Below are 22,582 nucleotides of genomic sequence, written 5' to 3'. Positions count from 1 at the left end.
TGTGCCCAGTATTTCGGGTGCTTTGGAGCTCCCGCAGTTGGGGACGCGGAACGAAGCGCCGGCTAGATCATGGGCGCGGCCTAGCGGCAAGTAAGCAACTAGCAAAAGCAACAAGCAAAGAAGGAATCTTTCGTGTTCGGACTTTCTAAGATCCTCCGCATGGGCGAGGGACGCGCTGTGAAGCGCCTCGACCACATTGCCAAGGAAGTAGCGGCTCTCGACGAGGAGTACGCAGCGCTCTCCGATGAGGAACTGAAGGCCAAGACCGCTGAGTTCAAGGAGCGGATCGCAAACGGTGAAACCGTAGACGATCTGCTCCTTGAGGCGTTTGCCACCGCTCGCGAGGCTTCCTGGCGTGTGCTCGGTCAGAAGCACTACCACGTCCAGATTATGGGCGGCGCGGCGTTGCACTTTGGCAACGTTGCTGAGATGCGCACCGGTGAGGGTAAGACCCTGACCTGTGTGCTCCCCGCGTACCTCAACGCCCTGGAGGGCAAGGGTGTGCACGTGGTGACGGTGAACGACTACCTGGCCAAGCGCGACGCCGAGTGGATGGGCCGCGTCCACCGATTCCTCGGCCTGGAGGTGGGCGTCATCCTTTCCGATATGCGCCCTGAGCAGCGCCGCGTTGCTTACAATGCTGACATCACCTACGGCACCAACAACGAGCTGGGCTTCGACTACCTGCGTGACAACATGGTCCGCAACCTCAACGAGGCGGTGCAGCGTGACCACCACTACGCCATCGTGGACGAGGTGGACTCCATCCTCATTGATGAGGCCCGCACCCCACTCATCATCTCCGGACCTGTTGACGGTTCCTCCCAGTGGTATGGCGTGTTCGCCCAGATCGCGCCTCGCTTGAAGGAGGACATCCACTATGAGATTGACCGCCGCAAGCGCACCGTCGGCATTAAGGAAGAGGGTGTTGAGTTCGTTGAGGATCAGCTCGGCATCGACAACCTCTACGCCCCTGAGCACTCCCAGTTGGTGAGCTACCTCAACAACGCCATCAAGGCGCAGGAGCTGTTTACCAGGGACAAGGACTACATCGTGCGCAACGGTGAAGTGCTCATTGTGGATGATTTCACCGGCCGTGTGCTCGCGGGCCGCCGCTACAACGAGGGCATGCACCAGGCGATTGAAGCCAAGGAGGGGGTGGAGATCAAGAATGAAAACCAGACCCTGGCAACCATCACCCTGCAGAACTACTTCCGCCTCTACGAAAAGCTCTCCGGTATGACGGGTACCGCAGAGACCGAGGCTGCTGAGCTCCACCAGATCTACAAGCTCAACGTGATCCCGATCCCCACTAACCGCCCGAACCAGCGTGAGGACCTCTCCGACCTGGTCTACAAGACCCAGGAAGCAAAGTTTGCAGCGGTGGTGGATGACATCGCCGAGCGCGTGGACAAGGGCCAGCCGGTGCTGGTGGGTACCACCTCCGTGGAGCGCTCCGAGTACCTCTCCAAGCTGCTGCAGCGTCGCGGCATTAAGCACTCGGTGCTCAATGCGAAGTTCCACGAGCAGGAGGCGCAGATCGTCGCCCGTGCCGGCCTGCCAAGTGCCGTGACGGTGGCCACCAACATGGCCGGCCGCGGTACGGACATTGTGCTCGGCGGCAACGCGGACATTATTGCAGACATCAACTTGCGTGAACGCGGCCTTGACCCGGTGGAAAAGGCTGAGGAGTACGAGGCAGCCTGGGATGATGAGCTGGCCAAGGTCAAGGAGCGGGGCCAGAAGCTCGCTGAGCAGGTTCGTGAAGCCGGTGGTCTGTATGTGCTGGGCACGGAGCGCCATGAGTCCCGTCGTATTGACAACCAGCTTCGTGGCCGCGCCGGCCGCCAGGGCGACCCAGGTACCACCCGCTTCTACCTGTCCATGCGCGATGACCTGATGCTGCGCTTCATGGGCCCACAGATGGAGTCCCTGATGAACCGCCTCAACGTGCCAGATGATGTGCCAATTGAGGCCAAGATGGTGACCAACTCCATCAAGGGCGCGCAGGCCCAGGTGGAGAACCAAAACTTTGAGATGCGCAAGAACGTGCTCAAGTATGACGAAGTGATGAATGAGCAGCGCAAGGTCATCTACTCTGAGCGCCGCGCGATCCTGGAGTCTGCGGACATCGGTGAGAACGTGCAATCCATGATCGACGACACCGTCTCAGCCTATGTCGATGGTGCAACCGCCAGCGGCTATGTGGAGGACTGGGACCTGGAGAGCCTCTGGAACGCACTAGAATCCCTCTATGGCCCATCCGTGGATTACCAGGCGCTCATCGACGATGACGTCCACGGGGCCAAGGGCGAGCTCTCCGCAGAGGACCTCCGCACTGTGGTGCTGGAGGATGCCCACAAGCAATACGAGGAGCTTGAGTCCAACGTGGCTGCAATTGGCGGCCCGGAGCAGATGCGCAACCTGGAACGCATGGTGATCCTCCCGGTGATCGACCAGAAGTGGCGCGAACACCTCTACGAGATGGACTACCTCAAGGAGGGTATTGGCCTGCGCGCAATGGCACAGCGTGACCCGCTGGTGGAATACCAGAAGGAGGGTGGCGACATGTTCAATGCCATGAAGGACGGCATCAAGGAAGAAACGGTGCGCCAACTGTTCCTGCTGCGCAAGCAGTTCCAGGCGCCAGCGCCGACCATCACTGTTGCTGGAGATGACCAGCCAGACGGCGGCGTGCCCACCGCCCCAGTGGTAGGCGGCTAAGGCCCCAGGCTAAGGCCGGCACATAGGCGTTTAAAGCACCCTGAAGGATCGCAACTGCAATCCCAGGGTGCTTTCCTCATCGGCGGCCACCATGGCGGCGTAGCCCAGGTGGATGTCTTGGCCCGCGATGGTTGCTGAGCCGAGGGCATCGATGCGCTGTGAACGCACGCGCAGGTGCATGGACATTTTGGTGATCGCCCCGCCCTGGGCGGTTCCGCGCCGCCTGGCTCGGATGCTACGCAGCACCGGAGGGGCAAAGAGGGAGGGGCTGAGGCGGCGGACGTCGATAAGCCCGAAGCTCGCAGCCAGCGCAACCTCGATGAGGTGCCGGACCTTGCGCTGCACCTCCTGCGGGAGCTCCTGGTACGGGGCAGGCGGCGGGGAGGGGGAGTGCAGGCGCTCGGGGTTGAGAACTTTGAGCATGGCGCGCCCGGGGATGGGCTCCAGGGCTTGGGCCGTATGCTCAGGCACCGAAGGGGGAAGGTCCATAGTGGTCTTTCTTGCGTGGCAGGCAAAGCGACCGGTCAATCTTGTACCCCCAAGCTTTTGCGGATTGCGTGCGCTGGGGGAGCGAGAAAAGTATGAAACAGTATGCAACAATGGGCATGGTTTGCGCGCGGCTCGCACACGGGTGCTGGGGCGCAGTAAAAGCTCTCCTAAGAGCGCAAGTAATAGCATAGTGAAAACCCGCCACATTGAGGCCGTTTCATCAGCGTGAGTGCCCTCCTGGCGGGTCGAGTTTTGGAATTTTTCGAGGTGGTAGAAGGCGTGCGTGGCTTAATCGTGGACTATGTGGGAGTCCTGGACGGCTCGGAGGAGGAGCAGCGCCGGTGGCGGAGGCTTCTCCAGGCAGCGCGAGCAAACGGTGTGGCCACCGCAATCCTTTCCAATGACCCAGGTGGCCCAGGTGCGGCGCCCATCCGCGCGTTCGAAGAGCAGGGCTTGGTGGATGCAGTGCTGCTTTCCGGGGAAATTGGGGCGGACAAGCCCGACCAGGAAGCGTTCCGGGCCGCTGCGGATGCGTTAGGGCTGCCCATGAGCGATTGTGTGATGGTGGACGATTCCATCCTCAACGTGCGCGGCGCGGTGGAAAGCGGCCTGGTGGGGGTGTTCTACCAGCAGTTTGAGCGTTCCGTGGTGGAAATTACTGGCCTGTTTGGCATTGAAGGAGAGTTCTAGCATGCGCGTGTTCATCCCCGCTACCTTTGACATCCTCGCCGAGCTCGCAGAAAACGGCGCCTTCCACGCCCGCTCCGGCTACGGCTTCGCGGTGACCCCGGCGCTGCGCGAGTTCTTCACCGAGGGTGAGGACGAGGAGCTCAGCGAGATTGCGTTTGACGACGCGGCCCGGGCGTCCCTGCGGCTCCTGGCCACAGGCGAGGCAGGGCGCTACCCTCATCGCCGTGTGGTGATCTCCGTGGATATTGACGATTCCAAGGTGGCGCTGTACCCCGATGGTGGGGAAGCGGTAGTCAAGCTTGCTGAGCCTGAGGTGAAGCTTGCCCAGCTCGCGGCGATTCACGTGGACCTAGAGGCCGCTGAGGAGGCCACCGCCAAGGCTGTGGAGCTGGTGGATGCAGCAGACCTCGGCGATGAGGACGCGGAGCTTGCGGTTGGCGACGCCCTAGACAACTTCATGGCGTGGTACGACCCCTCCGAGCTCGCCATGCTCATGCTCTAGGTGGTGGTGGCAGGGGCGTGAGCTTCGCGCCTAGGCTGGGGTGGTACATCTTCCACAGCTCAGAGCGAGGCGAATCAATGGCACCCCAAACACAACACCGAACCCAGGAAACACTCGAGCTTGACCTGTTGGTCATCGGCTTTGGCAAGGCCGGCAAGACCATTGCGATGAAGCGCGCCAAGGCGGGGGACCGCGTGGCCATCGTGGAAAAGCTGCCGTCGATGTATGGCGGCACCTGCATTAACATCGCCTGCGTTCCCACCAAGCGGCTGCTGGAAAGTGCCGCCGCTGGGCTGGAATACCTTGAGGCTAAAGAAGACCGCAATGGCTTTATTGCCAAGCTGAACGCGGCCAACAAGGCGATGGCTGAAGGCGCTGGGGCGCTGGTTATTGACGGGCACGCCAGATTTGTGGGCCCGCACACGGTGCAGGTCACGGGCGAGGGCGAGCTTCTGGAGATCACCGCGCAGACGGTAGTGATCAACACCGGTGCTGCCTCCTCAGTGGAGGTGGATGAGCGCCTGCATGATTCCACCAGCATCCAGCAGCTTGCTGCCAAGCCGGCTTCGCTGGGCATCGTGGGTGCCGGGCCGATTGGCATTGAGTTTGCCACCATGTTCAACGAGTTCGGCGTGCCCGTGACCTTGTACAACGGCTCCAAGGAGTTCTTGGGTTTCCTCGACCCAGAGATCGCCCAAGCGGTGCGCGAGCACTTGGAGAGTCAGGGCATCACCATCAAGGATGAAAAGGTTGCTGACCCGAAAGCGCTACCAGAGGAGAAGGTGCTCATGGCGGTGGGACGCAAGCCCGTGGTGGAGGATCTGGGCCTTGATGCCGCTGGGGTGCGCTACTCCGCAGACGGCATTGAGGTGGATGAGCGCTGCCGGACGTCGGTAGACGGAGTGTACGCGGTGGGTGACGTCACCGGCGCCCCGCAATTTACCTACCTTTCCTACGACGACCACCGCGTGGTCATGGCTGATCGCTGGGGGTCGGGGAGTGAGCCACGAACCCGGGCTGGCCGGATTTACCCCCGCACCACCTTCAGTAACCCGCCGCTTTCCACCATCGGACTGAGTGAGCGGGAAGCCCGTGAACAGGGCTTTGAGGTGGAGGTTCGCCAGGCCAAGGTGGCTGATCTGGCTATTGTGCCGCGGCCGAAGATCCTCAAGCAGCCCGAAGGCGTGGTGCAGTTTGTGCTGGATGCAGGCACAAACCAGATCCTCGGCGCGGTGTTGTTCTGTGTGGATTCCCAGGAGCTCATCAATACTGTGGCGGTGGCGATGCGCGCCGGGATCACCGCGAGTGAGTTGGGCGATGGCATTTTCACGCACCCGTCTACGTCGGAAATTTTCAACGCCCTGTTGGCGTAGCAGTGGCAGCGGTGGATCTTAAGGAAAAATTACCTTTGACAATAAAACTTACTCTTGCGTAGGATACTGGAACGTAAGTTTCACCTATGTGCGGAAGAGGTTGCCCGTTGAAGCAACGCACCACCGATGGCCTTGCACGCGTGCGAGGCCTTTTGCATAGATTCACCACGCCATTGCTCCCGGATGACTACTCGGTGTTGCTCAACCCCCTGTGGTCCACGCGTGAGCTACGCGGAAAAATTGATTCCGTGGAGCGTCAGGGCGACGCCGTCCACCTGCGCATCACCCCAGGTTGGGGAGTGCCTACCCACTTTGAGGCCGGGCAGTACATCGGAATTGGGGTGGAGGTAGACGGGCGCTACACCTGGCGCAGCTACTCGCTCACCAACGCCCCGACGCCTGAAGACGGCACGCTCAGCATTACCGTGCGCGCGGTGGAAAAAGGCAAGCTCTCCAACCACTTGGTGGGCACTGCGACGCCGGGAACCACCGTGCGTTTAGCAGCCCCAGCAGGGGATTTCCACTTAAGCGACCCGCCACCGGCGCAACTCGCCTTTGTCACCGCCGGCACGGGCATCACCCCGATCATTTCCATGCTTCGCACGATGGAGCAGCGCGGCCAGTTCGGTGCCACGAACGTAGCCGTGGTGTATTCCTCGCGCCACGAAAGCGAGCAACTGTTCACCGAGGAGCTGCAGCGCTTCGCCGAAACCTACCCGGAAAACTTCACCCTGGTCACCCGCATTACCTCGGAAAGTTCGCGCATCACGCCGGAAAACATCGAGCAGTTCGTCCCGGACATTACGCAGCGCACCATCTACGCTTGCGGCCCCTCGGCAATGCTCGACGACTTCGAATCCTGGGCCAAGGCCAAAGGCGTCACCCTGCGCACGGAGCGCTTCTCCCTGGAGCGGGAGTCCGACGCTGAAGGCGGCACCATTACGTTCCCGTCCGGCCGCAGCGTCACCGTGGACGGCGCAACCACGGTCCTTGAGGCTAGTGAGCAAGCCGGGGCCCAGTTGCCCTTTGGCTGCCGGATGGGCATCTGCCACACCTGCACCCGAACCCTCGCTGAGGGGCATGCGATGGACCTGCGCACCGGGGAGGAACACGAGCCGGGCTCAAGGTTCCGCACCTGTGTATCCGTGGCCTGCGGGGACATTACGGTCCAGTAGCGCCAACACACCAACCACAACATTCAAGGAAAGTACCGAACACATCATGGCAATTGACAACATCAAGGCCTACGCGCACCTCAGCGATGAGGACATCGCGGAAATCGGCCGCAGGCTGGACGCCATCAGGGAAGAGGTCGAGCAGGACCTCGGCCCACGAGACGTCGCCTACATCAAAAACCTCATCCGCACCCAGCGCAGCCTGGAGGCGGCGGGGCGCATCGCCCTCATTTTCTCCGGGAACCGTGCCGCCTGGTGGGCGGGCACCAGCATGCTCACCTTGGCCAAGATCCTGGAAAACTTGGAGATCGGCCACAACGTGCTGCACGGCCAGTGGGACTGGATGAACGACCCCGAAATCCACTCCACCACCTGGGAATGGGACATCGTGTGCCCCTCCTCCCAGTGGATGCACTCCCACAACTACGTCCACCACACCTACACCAACGTCCTTGGCATGGACAATGACGTGGGATACGGCATCCTGCGCGTGACCCGCGACCGCAAGTGGGGCCCATTGCACGCATTCCAGCCGGTGGTGAACACCGTGCTTGCCTCCATGTTCCAGTGGGCCGTGGGCTACTACGACGTGGAGCTGGGCCGCTTCTTCAGCGGGCGCTCCTCGTGGGAGGACACCAGGGAAAAGTTCTGGGAAACCACCCGCAAAGCCGGCCGTCAAACGGCGCGCGACTACGTGCTCTACCCGGCGCTCGCGGGCAAGAACTACCCGAAGGCAGTGGCCGCGAACGCCGTAGCCAACTTTGCCCGCTCCGTATGGGCATACGCTGTGATTTTCTGCGGCCACTTCCCAGATGAGGTGGAAACCTTCACCAAGGAGCAGTTCCGTAACGAGGACCACAACCAGTGGTACCTGCGCCAGATGCTTGGGTCGGCAAACTTCCACGGCGGCTGGCTGCTCACCATCATGTCTGGCAACCTCAACTACCAGATTGAGCACCATTTGTTCCCAGACCTGCCCTCCAACCGCTTGGCGGCGGTGGGGAAGAAGGTCCAGGCGGTGTGCCAGGAATTCGATCTTCCCTACAACGTGGATTCCTTCCCGGTGCAGTTGTTCAAGGTGCAAAAGACTCTGCTCAAGCTCACCCTGCCCAACAAGTTCCTGCTGGCAAGCCCGGACAACGCGCCGGAGGTGCGCTCCAACCGGGCATTCGAGCCAGTGGAGGACCAGCTCTGGGAAGGCGAGCAGCAGGGGCGCCGCTCCGGGCTCAAGACGGGCCTCGGACTCATCAAGAAACTGCGCCCAACCGTGAAGGATGCAATCCGCATTTATTCCGGCCGCATCCCCAGCAAGGCTGCCGCAGCGCGCGCTGCCTAAGGGTGGGGGCCTGGCGCCTTCCATTTGCGTGCCTGGGGCGGCGTCGGAACGCTTCGCGGGAATACGCCGCCCGGCTTTGGGGGTTGAACAGATCATGACTGACTTGTTCCAACCAGCCCAGGCGGGTGCGCTGCGTCTGGCGAACCGCATCACCATGGCCCCACTGACCAGGAAGCGCGCTGGTGAAGACGGCGTCCCCACCGACCTCCACGTTGAGTATTATGCGCAGCGGGCGTCGGTGGGATTTTTGGTAACAGAGGGCACCTTCCCGAGTTTCCGGTCCAGGGGTTTTGAGGGCCAGGCTGGCATTGCCAACGCCGAGCAGCAGGAAGGGTGGCGTCGGGTTGCGCGCGCCGTGCACGATCGCGGAGGAGTGCTGGTGATGCAAGTGATGCATGCCGGTAGGATGGCGCCGCCTCCCCTCACTCGCGGGGAGGAGCCGGAGGCGCCCTCGGCGATCGCGCCCGGCGTTTCCGTGCATACCCCGCAAGGCAAAATGGAGCTGCCAGTACCCCGGGCGCTGGAAACGTCAGAGCTCAACCGGGTGATCGAGGAGTTCGTGGCTGGTGCCCGCCGCGCAATCGACGCCGGTGTGGACGCCGTAGAAATCCACGGCGCCAACGGCTACCTGCTGCACGAGTTCCTCTCCCCGGTTTCCAACACGCGTACCGACGCCTACGGTGGCACGCCCCAGGCACGCGCACGGTTTGTGGTGGAGCTGGTGCGCGCGGTGGCCGCAGAAGTGGGCGCAGACCGCGTGGGCCTGCGCATTTCCCCAGAACACAACATCCAAGGCGTATTGGAGGAAGATCCGCAGGATGCCTTGGCAACCTACGAAGCCTTAATTGAAGGCATCAAGGACCTGGGCCTTGCCTACCTTTCCATCCTGCACAAAGACTACAAGGGCGAGCTGGTGACGCGGCTGCGTGAGCTGTTCGGCGGCTTTGTGGTGCTCAATTCCGGCTTCCAGGAGGTCACCGACCTCACAGAGGCCGAGGACATCATGGGGTCCGGCCTTGCCGATGCCGTAGCCGTGGGCCGCGAGCTTATTGCGAACCCAGACTTGGTTCGGCGTTGGCGCGAGGGCCTGGAGCTCAATCCGATTGACTTTGACACCTTCTACACCCCAGGTGAGCACGGGTACACGGACTATCCGTTCGCGTCCGCTGAAGCCTAACCGCAGCTCGGGCTACTCCCAATCAACGTTGGTGCGCAGCGCGGCGAGCAGCTTGCGCACCGCTTGCACCCGACGTCCCGTGGGGGAATCCTCCGCAAAGGAATCCAACGCGCACTCTGGGTCGGCCGGGGGACCCGCATGGGTGCAGCCGCGCGGGCAGTCCTCCACGGCCTGGCGGAGATCCTCGAATACGCCGACCACGGTATCTGCGTCCACATGGGCTAGGCCGAAGGAACGGATGCCGGGGGTATCAATAATCCAGCCACCTGCGTCCAGTGGGAACGCCACCGCCTGAGTGGAGGTGTGCCGGCCCTTGCCCACTGAGGAGACCTCCCCGGTTTCCCTCTGGGCGTGCGGGACAATGCGGTTTACCAGCGTGGATTTGCCCACCCCGGAATGGCCGATCAACGCGCTGGTGTGATTATTCACCACATCCATCACGGCATCCAGGGGGTCATTGATGCCGCAGATCACCACGGGGACGTCGAGGGAGGCGAACTCGGAGGCGAACTCGGTGGGATCGGCGAGGTCGGACTTGGTCAGGCAGATCACCGGCTGCAAGTTGCCCACAAAGGCCGCCACCAGGGCGCGTTCCACAAACCCGGAGCGTGGCGGCGGGTCCGCAACGGCGCACACGATGAGCAGCCGTTCGGCGTTGGCCACCACGATGCGTTCGTAGGGGTCGGTGTCGTCTGCCGTGCGGCGCAGCACACTGGAGCGTTCCTCCAACTTGACGATCCTCGCCAGGCTGCCGGGCCTACCGGAGGTATCACCAACCACACCTACGCGGTCACCAACCTCCACGGCGGTGCGGCCCATCTCGCGTGCGCGCATGCACACGATGGGGTTGTGGCGATCCTCGCCATCCAGAACCACACCCCAGCGCCCGCGGTCTTTGGTGACCACCATGCCAAAACGGGCATCGGCGTGCGTCGGACGATCCTTGGTGCGTGGCCGCGAACCTTTGCCGGGGCGCACCTTGACGTCGGACTCGTCCCAGCGCCTAGCCACGAAGCATCGTGTCCCACATCGTGGGGAAGTCCGGGAGCGTCTTTGAGGTGGTGTGGATGTCTTGCACCTCCACACCCGGCACCTTCAGCCCGATAATCGCGCCGGCCGTGGCCATGCGGTGGTCCGCGTAGGAATGCCACTTGCCGGCGTGCAGCGGAGCTGGAGTAATCTCCAGGCCGTCTGGCAGCTCCTTGCAGTTTCCGCCCAAGTTATTGATCTCATGCGTGAGTGCTGCCAAGCGATCCGTTTCATGCCCGCGAAGGTGGGCGATGCCCGTGAGCCTCGAAGGGGTGGAGGCCAGCGCGGCCATGGCGGCCACGGTGGGTGTGAGCTCGCCGATGTCACCCATATCCAGGTCAATGCCGCGTAGCGGCTGGCTGGAATTGGAGCTGGGGTCGGAAACAGGGCCGGTGACGCTGAGCACCCCATCCTCCAGGGTCACGGTGGCGCCCATGCGCTCGGCGATCTCCCGGAACGCATCCCCTGGCTGGGTGGTCTGTGAAGGCCAGTGAGGCACACGAACGGTGGAGCCGGTGACGGCCGCCGCCGCCAAGAACGGGGTGGCATTGGAGAGGTCTGGTTCGATGTTCCACTCGCGGCCCGCGATCTCGCCGGGAGCGACGCTCCACTCATTTGACCCATTGGTGGTGACCGTCACCCCGGCCTCACGCAGCATGGCAATGGTCATCTCGATGTGCGGCATGCTGGGCAGGAACTCGCCAACGTGGCGCACGGTGATGCCCTGCTCAAAGCGGGCGCCGGCAAGCAGGAGGCCGGAGACAAACTGGGAGGAACCCGAGGCATCGATTTCCACGAGCCCACCTTTAGCACCGCCGGCGCCGTGGACGTCGAAAGGCAAAGAATGCCCCTCTACCTGCACGCCGAGGCTGCGCAGCGCGTCGAGGATCACGCCCATGGGGCGGTTGCGGGCGTATTCGTCGCCGTCGAAGCGCACCGTGCCCTCTGCGAACGCGGCAACCGGTGGGACGAAGCGCATCACCGTGCCCGCCAGGCCGCAGTCCACCTCACCGGCGTGGAGGGTACCCGGTGCGGGGACCGGGGTGACGCGGAAGCTGAACGGGCCGGCGTCCGGGGCTGCCTCGATGTCCACGCCCATGGCGCGCAGGCCGGCGATCATCAGGTCGGAGTCGCGGGAACGCAGCGCACCATTGATGGTGGAAGGGCCACTTGCCAGCGCCGCCAGGATGAAGGCGCGATTAGTAATCGACTTCGAACCGGGGATCTCAACGGTGGCGTCAAACGCGGCGGATCCAGCAGACACAGTGGGGGCGGCCCAATAATCAGACATAGGCACCATAATAGAGGCATGTGCGGACGCTTCGTATTGTTCACCACTGATGAACGCCTCTTGGAAAACGTGCCTTTTGCCACCATCGAGATGCCCTACGGCATGCCAAAGGCTCGCTACAACATTGCGCCTACCCAGGTGATCCCGGTGCTGCGCCCGGCTGGCGGCAGTGGAGGTGCTGGGGCTGGAGTTGGGGCTGGCGTTGGCGGCGCAGTGGCTACGGAGATGGTGTTGGAGCCCGCCCGCTGGGGCCTCATCCCGCACTGGGCAAAAGAACTCAAGGGTCCGCCGCTGTTTAATGCACGGGCGGAAACAGTAGCCTCCAAGCCGAGTTTCCGCGAGGCCTTCAAGCGCGCCCGCTGCGCGATCCCCATGGATGGCTACTACGAATGGACCGGCGAAGGGGAGGCAAAGCACCCCAACTTTATCCGCACGGGCTCACCGACTTGGGTGGCAGGGCTCTACTCCTTCGGCTTGGATCAGCTTTCCGCAACGATGATCACCACGGACGCCCAGGCGCCCCTGGATCAGGTTCACCACCGCATGCCCAGGTTCCTTGCCCCCGAGGAAATGGAACAGTGGATCTTTGGCAGCCCCGCCGAGGCCGAGGAACTGCTCACTCCCGCCGACACCACCGGCTTCCACTTCACCCCCGCACCCAAAGAGGTAGGAAGCGTGCGCAACGACTACCCAGAACTCATGGGGCTGGAATTAGGAGAGAGCTAAAATTTCCGACGCTCCCAAGGTTCAAGTTGGTGGCGGCAGTGGGGCAGGGCTGCGGAGGCCGCGGCGCTAGTGAGCACGGCAGGCAAATTTCACCCAATCATTTCATGATTTGTGCGGTCATATTCTTGATTCATGGCAGTGAGGGCCAATTATGGTGTGTTGGACGTACAAGCGTGATCCGTAACCTTCGTAATTTTTGTTCATTGTAGAGCGACCTTCGCAGCTGGCATTTTCTTGGGCTGGAAGATTCTCATGGGCGTTGGCCATTGGGCGAACAAGGGAAGAGGCGTAAATAATGGAAAATGAGATAGAGATAAGACGCTTTATTTTAGTCAGTTTCCTTTCTTGATTGATATTTCTTCATGAAATAATAAAGGGGCACCCAGATAATTGTGGCGATAATTAACGTTCCAAAGAATGCTGCAATAATTATGGTAGCTGACCTGGGTTCCCAAAGGATTCCGGACAGAAGTAGTCCAACAAAACTGAACAGCACGATTGCAGCAAAAGATCCCCACAGGCCTTTTCTGTTCATGAATGCTCCTTTTTGTTCATTCTGATTTCCAATAGTAGGTTACGGTTTTCAAGTGGGAACTGCACGGTGTTTTATAAGAATTCATTTGGCGTTTACTGCACATTGCACGGCTGTGAAAATTCCGGGAAGAGAGTACTGGCCAACTAACACACTCGGTGACTAGAAACCAAAGCCAAGTTGCGCAATCCGATTGGCCATGACTTTCAGTTTGGCCAAGTTAACGCTTTGGGGCACACCTGAACAATTGATCTCAATGCCTTTCCGCCAGTACATCGCTCGCGAGGTAGCATCATCCAAACAAAGGGTTAAACACTTAGGCTATGGAAGCCGCGGCGTTGCACTAGGAAGCGCTGATGTCTGCGAAGCTGGCATTGATGAGCGAGGCGAGGTCCTGTGGTTTAAGTTCCACGTCGAGGCCCCGACGGCCACCGGAGACAAAAATCGTGTCCGCCAAAAGGGCGGTTTCATCGATCACGGTGGGCAGCACATGTTTTTGGCCCAGCGGGGAAATACCACCAGTGATGTACCCGGAGGATTTTTCCGCATCGTGGGGGTCAGCCATCGTGACCTTGGAAACCCCGTGCGCAGCGGCTGCCTTCTTCAGGCTCAAGGTAGTGGTAACTGGTACACAACACACAGCGAGACGTCGTTTAGCGCCCTTTCCTGCGGTGAGATCAATGACCAGCGTTTTGAAGATGCGCTCCGCTTCAACGTCGAGGGCTTCCGCGGCCTGCTGCCCAAAATGATCCGAGCCGGACTCAAAGCTCTGAACGTGAAAATCCACCCCGGCGTCACTGAGCAGTTGAAGGGCCGGTGTTCCTGCGCTGTGTTTTGCCTGCCGTTTGGCCATTTCCTCATCCCCATTAGAATGGTTGGAATCTACCTACAATTTTTGCGGGAGGAACGGTAACCATCGTGGCTGCAAAGACAACACCAGCTCCACATTCCGAGCTGGCCAAGCGTTTTGAGGCTGAGGCCTTGCCGCTCCTCGACCAACTCTACGGCGGCGCTCTGCGCATGACAAAGAACCCCGCCGACGCCGAGGACCTCGTCCAAGAGACCTACATGAAGGCCTACCAAAGCTTCGGCAGCTTCACCCAAGGCACCAACCTCAAGGCGTGGCTGTACCGGATCATGACCAACACCTACATCAATTCCTATCGGAAGAAAAAGCGCCAGCCGCTGCAATCCTCCACCGAGGACGTCACCGACTACCAACTGCTCGCATCCTCCCAACACGACTCCACCGGCCTCGAATCCGCCGAGCTTGAGGCTCTGAAACGGCTCCCGGACTCAGAGATCACCGAAGCGCTCAATGCGCTTTCCGACGAATACCGCATGGTCGTTTACTACGCAGACATCGAAGGCCTGGCATACAAGGAGATCGCCGAAATCATGGACACCCCTCTGGGCACCGTGATGAGCCGCCTCCACAGGGGAAGAAAACAACTCCGAGAGGCGTTGAAGGGCGTAGCAAACGAATACGGCATTGGCCTCGACCACCCCAGCGGCGCCAAAACCGCAGCTCGAAATGGGGATGCGACGGACGCTTTGGATGCTGAGGCTAATGAGGCTCATGGGGCTCACGGACCCGCCGCGGGAGACTCCGATGGTGTTCAACAACGCGGTCACGGTGACCGCGCGGGCCGCGCTGGCCAGGAAGGCAAGGAATAACGATGTCTCATCACTGTTCATGCGGTGAATTCCGAGCAGAACTTCACGCGCTCGTAGACCGCGAACTTAATGAACAAGAATGCGCCCGCCTGGAAGAGCACGTGCGTGGTTGCCCCTCCTGCACGGAGAAGATCAACAATGAACTCGAACTGCGCTCCATCCTGCGGAAATGCTGCCAAGGTGCCGCCCCGAACACCCTTCGGGAGCGAATCAGCTACACCATCCGCTCTACGCACATCGAAATCCGCAGCGAAGGCTTCTAATGCAGGTGGTTCCTCTAGCCTTGTAGTGGGGAAACAAGCTGGAGGTAGTTCCCGCAGGTGTCGTCAAGCACCGCGTATTCCACAGGGCCCGCAGGGGTGGGGTCTTGGGAAAAGCGCACGCCAGCTTCTTTAAGGTTTTCAACGGTAGCGGCGAGGTCCGCGACCTCAAACTGCTGTGCAGGAATACCTTCTGCGTACAGGGCCTCCATGTACGCCTTCGCAGCCGGGTGGACGTTAGGCTCGAGCAAGAGTTCTGTACCTTCCGGGTCCTCGGGGGAGACCACGGTGAGCCAACGGTGTTCGCCTACAGGGACGTCATGGCGCACAACAAAACCCAGTACCTCCGTATAGAAGGCAGCTGCACGAGCCTGGTCCTGAACAAAAATACTGGTGGTGGAAATCTTCATTGGGTGCTCCCGATGCGTTTTCGTGGGGGTTGCTGGTATCTGTGGAGTTTTGGAGTCTGTGGAGTTCTGGAGTCTGTGGATGCAAAAGCCGCGAACCTGCAGGGAGAGCAATCAGATCATTGCCCGCTGCGGATCCGCGGCTTTCCGGTGAAACGCTTCGTACTTAAGCGTTTGGACGCTTACCGTGGTTCGCCTTCTTCTTACGGCGGTCCTTGCGCTTACGGCCACGCTGGCTCATGAGGCACTCCTTGCTGCTGGGGAAAAGATAACGCAATAAGTCTAGCCGCTTGGTGGGGGGAACGTGAAACCGGTTGCACGCTGCGGCGGCAGTGAAGGGGAGGAGAGGGGAGGCGTGGTGGCAGGGACGTGTGGTGGCAACAGGGGGATTTGGGCGTTGGTCGATAGCCCAAAGTCGATAGGACTCGGATTTTTCCGAAAATGGCCCTCCTATCGACCAACGCAACGGCCTATCGACTTTGAGCTATCGACCAACGCGTGTAGGGGCAACAGAGTTAGGACAGGACAGCGCTAGGACAAAAGTGAAACGGCGGCCCCTATTGCTGGTGGGGCCGCCGTTGGCTGAAGATTTTCTAACGTCTAGATGGTCGCACGGGTGCGGCCGCGACCGCGGTTCTTGCGTCGCTTCAGTGCGCGACGCTCATCCTCGCTCATACCGCCCCACACGCCGGCATCCTGGCCGGTCTCAAGTGCCCATGCGAGGCACTCGGAGGTAACTGGGCAACGGTTGCAAACAACCTTTGCCGCAGCAACCTGTGCGAGTGCCGGGCCGGAGTTGCCTACGGGGAAGAACAGTTCAGGGTCCTCATCGCGGCAAACTGCCTTGTGGCGCCAATCCATTGTGTACTCCTTGGGTGAAATTTTGTTGCTATCTAATTATTGAAAAAGTGTGCGCTAGCTGGAGCGCATCAGAAGACCCAGGGTGCCGCCAACTTCAATTCCCAGCCGGAACCCAACTCCTTTATGTGAGATGGGCGCACAAAAATAAACCAACCGCGAGGCGGTGGCGCGTGCAAAGGGGAAAGTTGGCAGGCTCGGTTGCCCAAGTGCTCCTGCATCACGCTGGCCAAGAGGTTTGACCGCGTTTGTTTACTTAAGTGATCTTGGCATGAACAAAACTTCATATCTAGGGTTATTCATAGAATGTGCGCAAGGTCACTTTGACCCTTTGGTGTGTGGAGCCCAATACTTTCAGTTTCCGCCGGGACTTGCATCGTAAAAGCCCAGTTCAGGGCATATCAGTTCCGTGCCGACACCGAGCATGATTAGTGTATCGAGGTCAAATCGTGCTTTGGGAATCCTTAAGGTTTGGCTACAAAAGCAATATTGCTAAGCCCTGAGCACCTACGTGCACATGCAGAAAAATGAACCCCAGGTAAACTTCTCAGATGTGAACCGACCTCAAAACGAGCCTCGCAAGAACCCCCAAACTGCCAGCAGTGGCAACTCTCCTTCTGGCGCCACCCGCCCAACGCCCCCTGCGCCAGTGATGGTTGGCGGCTGGATCGCCCTGCTGCAATCCCTGGTGGGATTTGGCTACGCAGCGCTGCTGATTTACCGGGAGGCGGCGGGCTACCGCGACCCTTCGATCGTGTACGAAGCAGACAATGCCAACACGTGGGTCGGCTATGGAACGGCGATCTTTTTCATCATCATTTTCGGCGCGGTGGCAGTAGGCGCGTGGCGCATGATGCGCGGCTACCGCTGGGGGCGCGGCCCCGTGGTGATGCTGCAAATGATGCTTGTGCCCATCTCTTATTACATGTTCACCGCGCACGCGTGGCTTTTGGCCATTGCGTGCTTGGTGTCCGCGGTGGTGGGATTGGCCATGCTGTTTAGTCCTCGCGCCGTGCGCTGGACCGCAGCGAACTACCACTAAACGGCCCGCCCGCAAGACCGGCCAAGCGCCTACTGCCGCGGCTTGAGGATCGCCACTTCCTGGCCTCGCTTCTCCAGGATCACACCGTTGGCTTGAGCTAATGAAATGCTCTGGGTGGAGCCGTTTGCGCTGGTTGGGGGGGTGGTGGCGTCGGTAGTGATTCCGGGAACCTCGCGCTGCACTGGGATCTCAGCTTCCGTTTCTCCCGTGGTCCAGTTCACTTGCCGGATGCCCGCGGCGGTGGGGTAGTAGAGGGAGTTGGTGGCGGTGATGCCGATGCCGAGGCCGAGGGCGTCGTCGAGGACGTGGGCCACCTGCATGGATTCGGGGGTGAAGAGGAAGAGTTTGCCGTCGGCGAACCATGTGATGTGGTGGGGGAGGTCGGCCACGATCGGTTGGATCAGGCCGTGGCCAACATCGAGCGGGGCGTCCAGGGGATAGCGGGCGGTTTCGATGCCTTGTTCGTCGAAGGTGAGGAGCATCGGCTTCGGCGCGGCCACATACACCACGCTATGGTGCTGGCCTACCGCAACTACCTGCACGCTTTCGGGGTCGGTGGTGGGGATTTGCACGGTTGCGTGCATCTCCGGCTCGCGGGAATCCTCCGGGGTAACCTTCTGCAGACTTAACTGTGCCTCCGCGCCACACGTCTGCACGGTGGCCAGCAGCTCGGTCCGGGTGAGGGCGGAATTCATGGCGCAGTCTTGGCCAATTTCGGGCTGCTGGTCTGCTTCTTGCGGCGCCTCCACATGCCCGAACTCCACGGTCCGCACCAGGTCAGAGCGCCACAGCTCCACGCGATCAGCGCTCAAAATGCCCACGCGGTCATTCGAGCGCACCGGCAGCACCTGCTCAGCGGCATTGGAACTGCGGGTGCGCTGGTAGGTGCCATCCGACGCCTGCAGCGCCACCACATCACCGCAGCCACGCTCCGTGCGGAACACCATGTTCACGTTGTTCCACCCGCCCATCGCGGCACACAGCGGGGCGTTCGTGCGCGAGTAGCTCCATACGTTTTGGCCGCTCAGGGTGTCAAAAGCGGTGACGGTGCTGCCCTCGCTGCCCTCGCTGCTCCCGCTGCCCCCGCTCCCAGCAGCCGTGATCAGCAGCCCATTGACTACCAACGGCACAGGCAGGGGGTTCGTATCTGCCAAAACCCCCGCTGTGTCATACGCCTGCGCCATCGCAGCCTCGGAATAGGTGGCCTGGAACTGTTGTGCCGCGGTCTGATGCTCCACATGGCGCGCGGGGGCAGTCCACCACACCGCAGTAATACCGAGCAGTGCCGCCGCCACAAAACCCCCGGCGAGCTGCAGGTCACGGCGGGTGGTCTTGGGGAAGGTGATGCTTTTCGACGCCGCCACCGCCGCAGCTTCCTCAGGTTGCGGGGCTGTTGCGGTATCGGCGGTATCCGCGGTATCGGCGGCATTGGCGGTATCGGCAGTTGGAGCGGGGCGCTGGTCCATGCGGGGTGAATCCTTTGCTGGGCGTGGAGCGATGAGCAGTGGAGCTTGGGCGAGTATTGGTGACTGGCTCGTGTTTAGCGGCGCCGGCGCCCGCTGGAACGGCGTGCTTGCGGGGCACCCGCGCCGAAGACTTTGCGGGCGGGCCCCACGGTATCGGAAACGTTGGCAGGCAAATCGAGCGCTTCCACGAGCTCAGGGGAGGTGGAGAACCACTGCGGTGGCTCGGGGTTGTCCAGGCTGAGTTCCTCGTTGATGACCTTCCATTTTTGCAGCTCGTCGTAGCCCACCAAGGTAATGGCGGTGCCGGTGTGGCCCGCGCGGCCCGTGCGGCCGATGCGGTGTACGTAGGTCATGGGATCGTCGGGAGTTTGATAGTTGATCACATGGGTGACGTCGTCGATGTCGATGCCCCTTGCGGCAACGTCCGTGGCAACCAGGATGTCGATCTTGCCTTCGCGGAACGCGCTCAGCGAGCGCTCGCGAGCCTCCTGGCCCAGGTCGCCGTGCACGCCTCCCACCATGAAGCCGCGAGTAGCCAACTCCTCCGCCAGGCTTGCGGCGCCGCGTTTGGTGCGGGCAAAGATGATGGTTTTGCCGCGTCCTTTGGCTTGCAACGCCTTGGTGACCACAGCGGGCTTGTCCATTTGGTGCGCTTGGAACACGATCTGCTGGATGCCCTCGTGGGTTTGCGCTTCGTCGGCTTGCTCCGCGCGGATCTGCACCGGCCTGCGCATGAACGTGCGCGCTAGGGTGAGCACCGGCCCCGGCATGGTTGCGGAAAAGAGCATGGTCTGCCTGCTGGAAGGCGTGGATTCAAGGAGCTTTTCCACGTCCGGGAAAAAGCCCAGATCCAGCATTTCGTCTGCTTCATCGAGCACCAGAACGGCCACATTGTCCAAGGTAAGGCTGCCGCGCTGGGCCAAGTCGAGGAGGCGCCCGGGCGTGCCGATCACCACATCAACACCCTTGGCCAGCGCCTGGGTCTGCTCATCGTAGGGCCGCCCGCCATAAATGGTGAGGGTGCGCACCCCGGTGTACCGTGCCGCCTGCTTGAGGTCTTCACCAACCTGCACCGCGAGCTCGCGGGTGGGCACCACCACCAGCGCGCGGGGTGTTCCGTCAAGCTCTGGGACGTCGGCAGCGTCGAACACGCGGTCAATGAGCGGCACACCGAACCCGAGCGTTTTGCCCATGCCGGTGCGCGCCTGGCCAATGATGTCACGCCCATCGAGTGCGATGGGGAGCGTGAGTTCCTGGATGGCAAAGGTGCGCAGGATTCCTCGGGCGGCGAGCGCCTTGGTGATCTCAAAGGCCACGCCGAGCTCAGCAAAGGTGGGGGATTGACTTGAAGCAGACACACCTTGATACTAATAGGCCAGCCAGCAAGGTGAGAATCACTGCTCCTCCTGCGCTTTCTCCCGGCAGGTGCTGCATGTCCAACAGGTGGCATATAGTGGCGCCTATAGTTGCTTAGTGACCGCTCGCCGCGCCTCCTGTGCCTTTGGAGATCAAGGTGACGCGGGCGAACGAAGAATCTTGAAGGAGAACTGGGTATGGACATCAAAATCGGCTTCACCGATACCCCTCGTGAACTTGTGATTTCCTCTGCGGGCGAACAGGAGCAGCTCCTTGCCACCCTGCGTCAGGCGTTGGAGAGCAATCAGCCGGTGGTGGAACTTGCCGACGAACAGGGCCGCCGCTACCTCGTGCGCTCCGAGCGCGTTGCTTACGTTGAAGTTGGCACCTCTGCGCCTCGCCACGTGGGCTTCGCAGGAGCGTAAACACCGTGGGCAAGCACGGATCAGGGCGTGCCGACGCCCCCAAGGGGCACCAAGAGCCGCAGCCCCAAGGGGCGTCGCGGTCGGTAGGGAGCAGGGGAAACGCGCAAGGCAGCTCGAGCCCCTATCCGCTCAAGAGGCCTGCGGGTACTGCTGAGCGTTTCGCGGAGTTTGCCCGCGCATACGGCTGGCGTGCCTACGCAATCCCCGTGCTTGCCGTGCTCACCGTGTGGGTGCTGGTGGATATCTTCATCAATGCGCAACCCTCCTCACAGCCTGGAAATACTGGAAATACAGCAAATACCGCCGCTTCCGTGAGCGCCTCCGGGGACGCTTCTGGAGCTGGCGCGGAAAGCCTCGCCGGGCCGAACCCTGCGGACCAGGATATTCCCGCTATCGCCAGTAATGAACTGCCCGCCGGCGCCGCCTATACGCAGCGAGGGGAGGGGACCTTCCGCGCCGTCGGTACGCCTGGTGCGCGCGCCGGTCAGGCTGAGGCCCGGGAGTTTACCTACGCCATCGAGGTTGAAAACGGGATTGATACTTCCGCCTATGGCGGCGACGATGCCTTTGCCACGATGGTGGACGCAACCCTAACCGCGGCCAAGGGCTGGACCAATGATCCGCGCTTTGCCTTCCGCCATGTATCCGCGGATGAGGACCCCGATCTGCGCATCCAGCTCACCTCTGTGGAAACCACCCATGAGCTGTGCGGCAACAACATTGATATGGAAACGAGCTGCTACTACGCAGATGGCGGCCGTGTGGTGCTCAATGAGTCCCGCTGGGTCCGCGGCGCCACGCCCTTCCAAGGAGATCTGGGAGCGTACCGCCAATACCTCATTAATCACGAGGTTGGCCATGGCATCGGCTTTGACGCCCACGAGGGCTGCCGAGCAGACGGCGAACTCGCGCCGATCATGATGCAGCAGACTCTCAGCCTCAACAACTCTGAGCTGCACCGCATTGATCCCAATGAGGTCTACCCGGACGACGGCGCCACCTGCACCCACAACCCCTGGCCTTACCCCTTCGCCTAAAGCCCGTGCCCTAAGCTAGGTGGCATGGCTGAACACCGACCACTCGAACCCGCCGGCCTGGGGCACACCGCGCCAGCGCCTCACGATCTGACAGTGCCCGCCCATGTGCGCGAGGTATTCCACGCCCCAGAGGGCGAACAGGTTGCCATGGGCACCGCGTGGGACTACGGAGTGCGCGTGGGCAACATGGTGTTTAGCCAGGTAGCGCACCCCACCCGCGCCGCCTGGTCAGCCAAAATCCGCGAAAAACTGAGCCCAAGGGGTGTGCGAGTGGTGCGCCCCCTGCGCTCCGCAGACGCCCGCTTCATGAACGCCGGTTGGCGCTGCTCTGGCTATGTGGAAGGCCAGATTGAGCGCCGAGTCGATGAAACCATCGCCGCCGCCCTGCGCCTGGACGAGGCCCTCGCCGAGGTTGCCGTTCCCGAGGGGCTCGGGGACAAAGACTCCACCAACGCCTTCACCCTGGCGGATTGGTATGCACTGCGTATCGACGCCGCCGAGGCCGCAGACCCCTTGCGCTGGCTGCGCGGCGCAGGGTTGCACTTAGATACGGAGGTGCCCAAACAGCGCCTGGCCGCGAGTCTGATTCCGAAGATCGTGGAGGTGCTCGCACCCCTCGACGCAGCGAGTGCGCCGTTGCAGGTCACGCACGCGGACATGTTTGCAACCACGATTTACCACGGAACCCTCATGCCCGCGGTTACCGACCTTGTGTGCAGCCTGCGCCCCAAGGGGTACAGCGCGGCCTTGACGGCGGTGGATGCCCTGCTTGTGGAAGCCGTGGATGAGGGCGTGCTGCGCCGTTTCGCGGGAATGGCAGTGTTTGAGCAGGTGCCCTTTGTGCAGCTTGCGCTGCGTGCGCTGCTCTATCGGGTAATCGTGCATGCCTTGCATGAGGGCGCTACCTCAAATACGGGCACAAACCTGGAGTGGGTGACATCCCTACTGGTGGCCCAGGCCCGCGAGGGACTCTCAGAGTAATTTCTAATTTCTTAGATTTTGTTCGAATG

The 22,582-nt window shown here is 61.4% G+C and carries 24 protein-coding genes; 14 read left to right on the top strand and 10 right to left on the bottom strand.

The features are described 5' to 3' along the window. Positions 1-132: 132 nt before the first annotated feature. Positions 133-2,724: a preprotein translocase subunit SecA gene (gene secA / locus NQ018_RS04915; protein ID WP_257052324.1), complete on the top strand. Its 2,592-nt coding sequence runs from the start codon at positions 133-135 to the stop codon at positions 2,722-2,724. Between the two features lie 30 nt (positions 2,725-2,754). On the opposite strand, the gene NQ018_RS04910 is transcribed toward secA, so the two are convergent. Further along, entirely contained in the window at positions 2,755-3,213 is a 459-nt protein-coding gene (locus NQ018_RS04910) for a hypothetical protein (protein ID WP_257037783.1), read from the bottom strand. Between the two features lie 279 nt (positions 3,214-3,492). Between NQ018_RS04910 and NQ018_RS04905 the strand changes: the two genes are divergently transcribed. From NQ018_RS04905 to NQ018_RS04880, 6 genes are all read left to right on the top strand, one after another. Beyond that, the gene (locus NQ018_RS04905; protein ID WP_257037901.1) at positions 3,493-3,903 is read left to right on the top strand and encodes an HAD family hydrolase; all 411 of its coding nucleotides are present in this window, start codon (positions 3,493-3,495) and stop codon (positions 3,901-3,903) included. A 1-nt stretch (position 3,904) separates the two neighbouring features. Then, positions 3,905-4,405 carry a DUF6912 family protein gene (locus NQ018_RS04900; RefSeq protein WP_257037782.1) on the top strand — a complete coding sequence of 167 codons (501 nt, stop codon included), beginning with the start codon at positions 3,905-3,907 and terminating at the stop codon, positions 4,403-4,405. 77 nt (positions 4,406-4,482) lie between these two features. After that, positions 4,483-5,778 (top strand): FAD-dependent oxidoreductase, encoded by a 1,296-nt coding sequence (locus NQ018_RS04895; protein ID WP_257037781.1) that lies wholly within the window; start codon positions 4,483-4,485, stop codon positions 5,776-5,778. Positions 5,779-5,885: 107 nt separating this feature from the next. Then, entirely contained in the window at positions 5,886-6,953 is a 1,068-nt protein-coding gene (locus NQ018_RS04890; RefSeq protein ID WP_257037780.1) for a ferredoxin reductase, read from the top strand. Between the two features lie 46 nt (positions 6,954-6,999). Beyond that, positions 7,000-8,289, top strand: coding sequence for a fatty acid desaturase family protein (locus tag NQ018_RS04885; protein ID WP_257054360.1), 1,290 nt, complete (start codon positions 7,000-7,002; stop codon positions 8,287-8,289). A gap of 94 nt (positions 8,290-8,383) precedes the next feature. Then, complete coding sequence (locus NQ018_RS04880; protein WP_257059019.1) at positions 8,384-9,466, top strand: alkene reductase; 1,083 nt, start codon at positions 8,384-8,386, stop codon at positions 9,464-9,466. Between the two features lie 12 nt (positions 9,467-9,478). Here NQ018_RS04880 and rsgA read toward each other — a convergent pair whose 3' ends face one another. Beyond that, a complete protein-coding gene (gene rsgA / locus NQ018_RS04875; protein ID WP_257037777.1) occupies positions 9,479-10,477 on the bottom strand; it encodes a ribosome small subunit-dependent GTPase A in 999 nt (332 codons plus the stop codon). Further along, positions 10,470-11,786 carry a 3-phosphoshikimate 1-carboxyvinyltransferase gene (aroA, locus tag NQ018_RS04870; protein ID WP_257059017.1) on the bottom strand — a complete coding sequence of 439 codons (1,317 nt, stop codon included), beginning with the start codon at positions 11,784-11,786 and terminating at the stop codon, positions 10,470-10,472. Before aroA ends, rsgA begins: the two co-directional genes overlap by 8 nt. Before the next feature lie 18 nt (positions 11,787-11,804). Between aroA and NQ018_RS04865 the strand changes: the two genes are divergently transcribed. Then, positions 11,805-12,512 (top strand): SOS response-associated peptidase, encoded by a 708-nt coding sequence (locus tag NQ018_RS04865; protein ID WP_257059016.1) that lies wholly within the window; start codon positions 11,805-11,807, stop codon positions 12,510-12,512. Between the two features lie 328 nt (positions 12,513-12,840). Here the strand turns inward: NQ018_RS04865 and NQ018_RS04860 are convergent, their stop codons facing one another. Then, positions 12,841-13,047, bottom strand: a complete 207-nt coding sequence (locus NQ018_RS04860; RefSeq protein ID WP_257037774.1) for a hypothetical protein — start codon at positions 13,045-13,047, stop codon at positions 12,841-12,843. Between the two features lie 340 nt (positions 13,048-13,387). Continuing rightward, positions 13,388-13,897: a Cys-tRNA(Pro) deacylase gene (ybaK, locus tag NQ018_RS04855; RefSeq protein WP_257059011.1), complete on the bottom strand. Its 510-nt coding sequence runs from the start codon at positions 13,895-13,897 to the stop codon at positions 13,388-13,390. A 65-nt stretch (positions 13,898-13,962) separates the two neighbouring features. Between ybaK and NQ018_RS04850 the strand changes: the two genes are divergently transcribed. Together NQ018_RS04850 and rsrA are read left to right on the top strand one after the other, a co-directional pair. Continuing rightward, complete coding sequence (locus NQ018_RS04850; RefSeq protein WP_373566897.1) at positions 13,963-14,721, top strand: sigma-70 family RNA polymerase sigma factor; 759 nt, start codon at positions 13,963-13,965, stop codon at positions 14,719-14,721. A gap of 2 nt (positions 14,722-14,723) precedes the next feature. Then, complete coding sequence (gene rsrA, locus NQ018_RS04845) at positions 14,724-14,984, top strand: mycothiol system anti-sigma-R factor (RefSeq protein WP_257037772.1); 261 nt, start codon at positions 14,724-14,726, stop codon at positions 14,982-14,984. A 14-nt stretch (positions 14,985-14,998) separates the two neighbouring features. Here the strand turns inward: rsrA and NQ018_RS04840 are convergent, their stop codons facing one another. From NQ018_RS04840 to NQ018_RS04835, 3 genes are all read right to left on the bottom strand, one after another. Continuing rightward, positions 14,999-15,391 (bottom strand): VOC family protein, encoded by a 393-nt coding sequence (locus tag NQ018_RS04840; RefSeq protein WP_257059010.1) that lies wholly within the window; start codon positions 15,389-15,391, stop codon positions 14,999-15,001. 163 nt (positions 15,392-15,554) lie between these two features. After that, a complete protein-coding gene (locus tag NQ018_RS11595; protein WP_370443781.1) occupies positions 15,555-15,629 on the bottom strand; it encodes a 50S ribosomal protein bL37 in 75 nt (24 codons plus the stop codon). 359 nt (positions 15,630-15,988) lie between these two features. After that, complete coding sequence (locus tag NQ018_RS04835) at positions 15,989-16,249, bottom strand: WhiB family transcriptional regulator (RefSeq protein ID WP_257037770.1); 261 nt, start codon at positions 16,247-16,249, stop codon at positions 15,989-15,991. A 649-nt stretch (positions 16,250-16,898) separates the two neighbouring features. Between NQ018_RS04835 and NQ018_RS04830 the strand changes: the two genes are divergently transcribed. Beyond that, on the top strand, positions 16,899-17,288 hold the full coding sequence (locus NQ018_RS04830) for a hypothetical protein (RefSeq protein WP_257037899.1): 390 nt from the start codon (positions 16,899-16,901) through the stop codon (positions 17,286-17,288). Positions 17,289-17,317: 29 nt separating this feature from the next. On the opposite strand, the gene NQ018_RS04825 is transcribed toward NQ018_RS04830, so the two are convergent. Further along, complete coding sequence (locus NQ018_RS04825) at positions 17,318-18,754, bottom strand: Rv3212 family protein (protein WP_257059008.1); 1,437 nt, start codon at positions 18,752-18,754, stop codon at positions 17,318-17,320. Between the two features lie 74 nt (positions 18,755-18,828). After that, entirely contained in the window at positions 18,829-20,112 is a 1,284-nt protein-coding gene (locus NQ018_RS04820; protein ID WP_257059006.1) for a DEAD/DEAH box helicase, read from the bottom strand. A 195-nt stretch (positions 20,113-20,307) separates the two neighbouring features. On the opposite strand from NQ018_RS04820, the gene NQ018_RS04815 reads away from it, so the two are divergent. The 3 genes from NQ018_RS04815 (at position 20,308) to NQ018_RS04805 (ending at position 22,553) form a co-directional block, all read left to right on the top strand. After that, on the top strand, positions 20,308-20,535 hold the full coding sequence (locus NQ018_RS04815) for a DUF3107 domain-containing protein (RefSeq protein WP_257037898.1): 228 nt from the start codon (positions 20,308-20,310) through the stop codon (positions 20,533-20,535). Between the two features lie 200 nt (positions 20,536-20,735). Next, on the top strand, positions 20,736-21,572 hold the full coding sequence (locus NQ018_RS04810) for a DUF3152 domain-containing protein (protein WP_257059189.1): 837 nt from the start codon (positions 20,736-20,738) through the stop codon (positions 21,570-21,572). A gap of 24 nt (positions 21,573-21,596) precedes the next feature. Beyond that, a complete protein-coding gene (locus NQ018_RS04805; protein WP_257059004.1) occupies positions 21,597-22,553 on the top strand; it encodes a TIGR02569 family protein in 957 nt (318 codons plus the stop codon). Positions 22,554-22,582: the final 29 nt, after the last annotated feature.

The organism is Corynebacterium kozikiae (assembly GCF_024580965.1).
Lineage (GTDB): Bacteria > Actinomycetota > Actinomycetes > Mycobacteriales > Mycobacteriaceae > Corynebacterium > Corynebacterium kozikiae.
The sequence above is the reverse complement of the archived record's forward strand: the minus strand, read 5'-3'. Positions and strand labels throughout refer to the sequence as shown.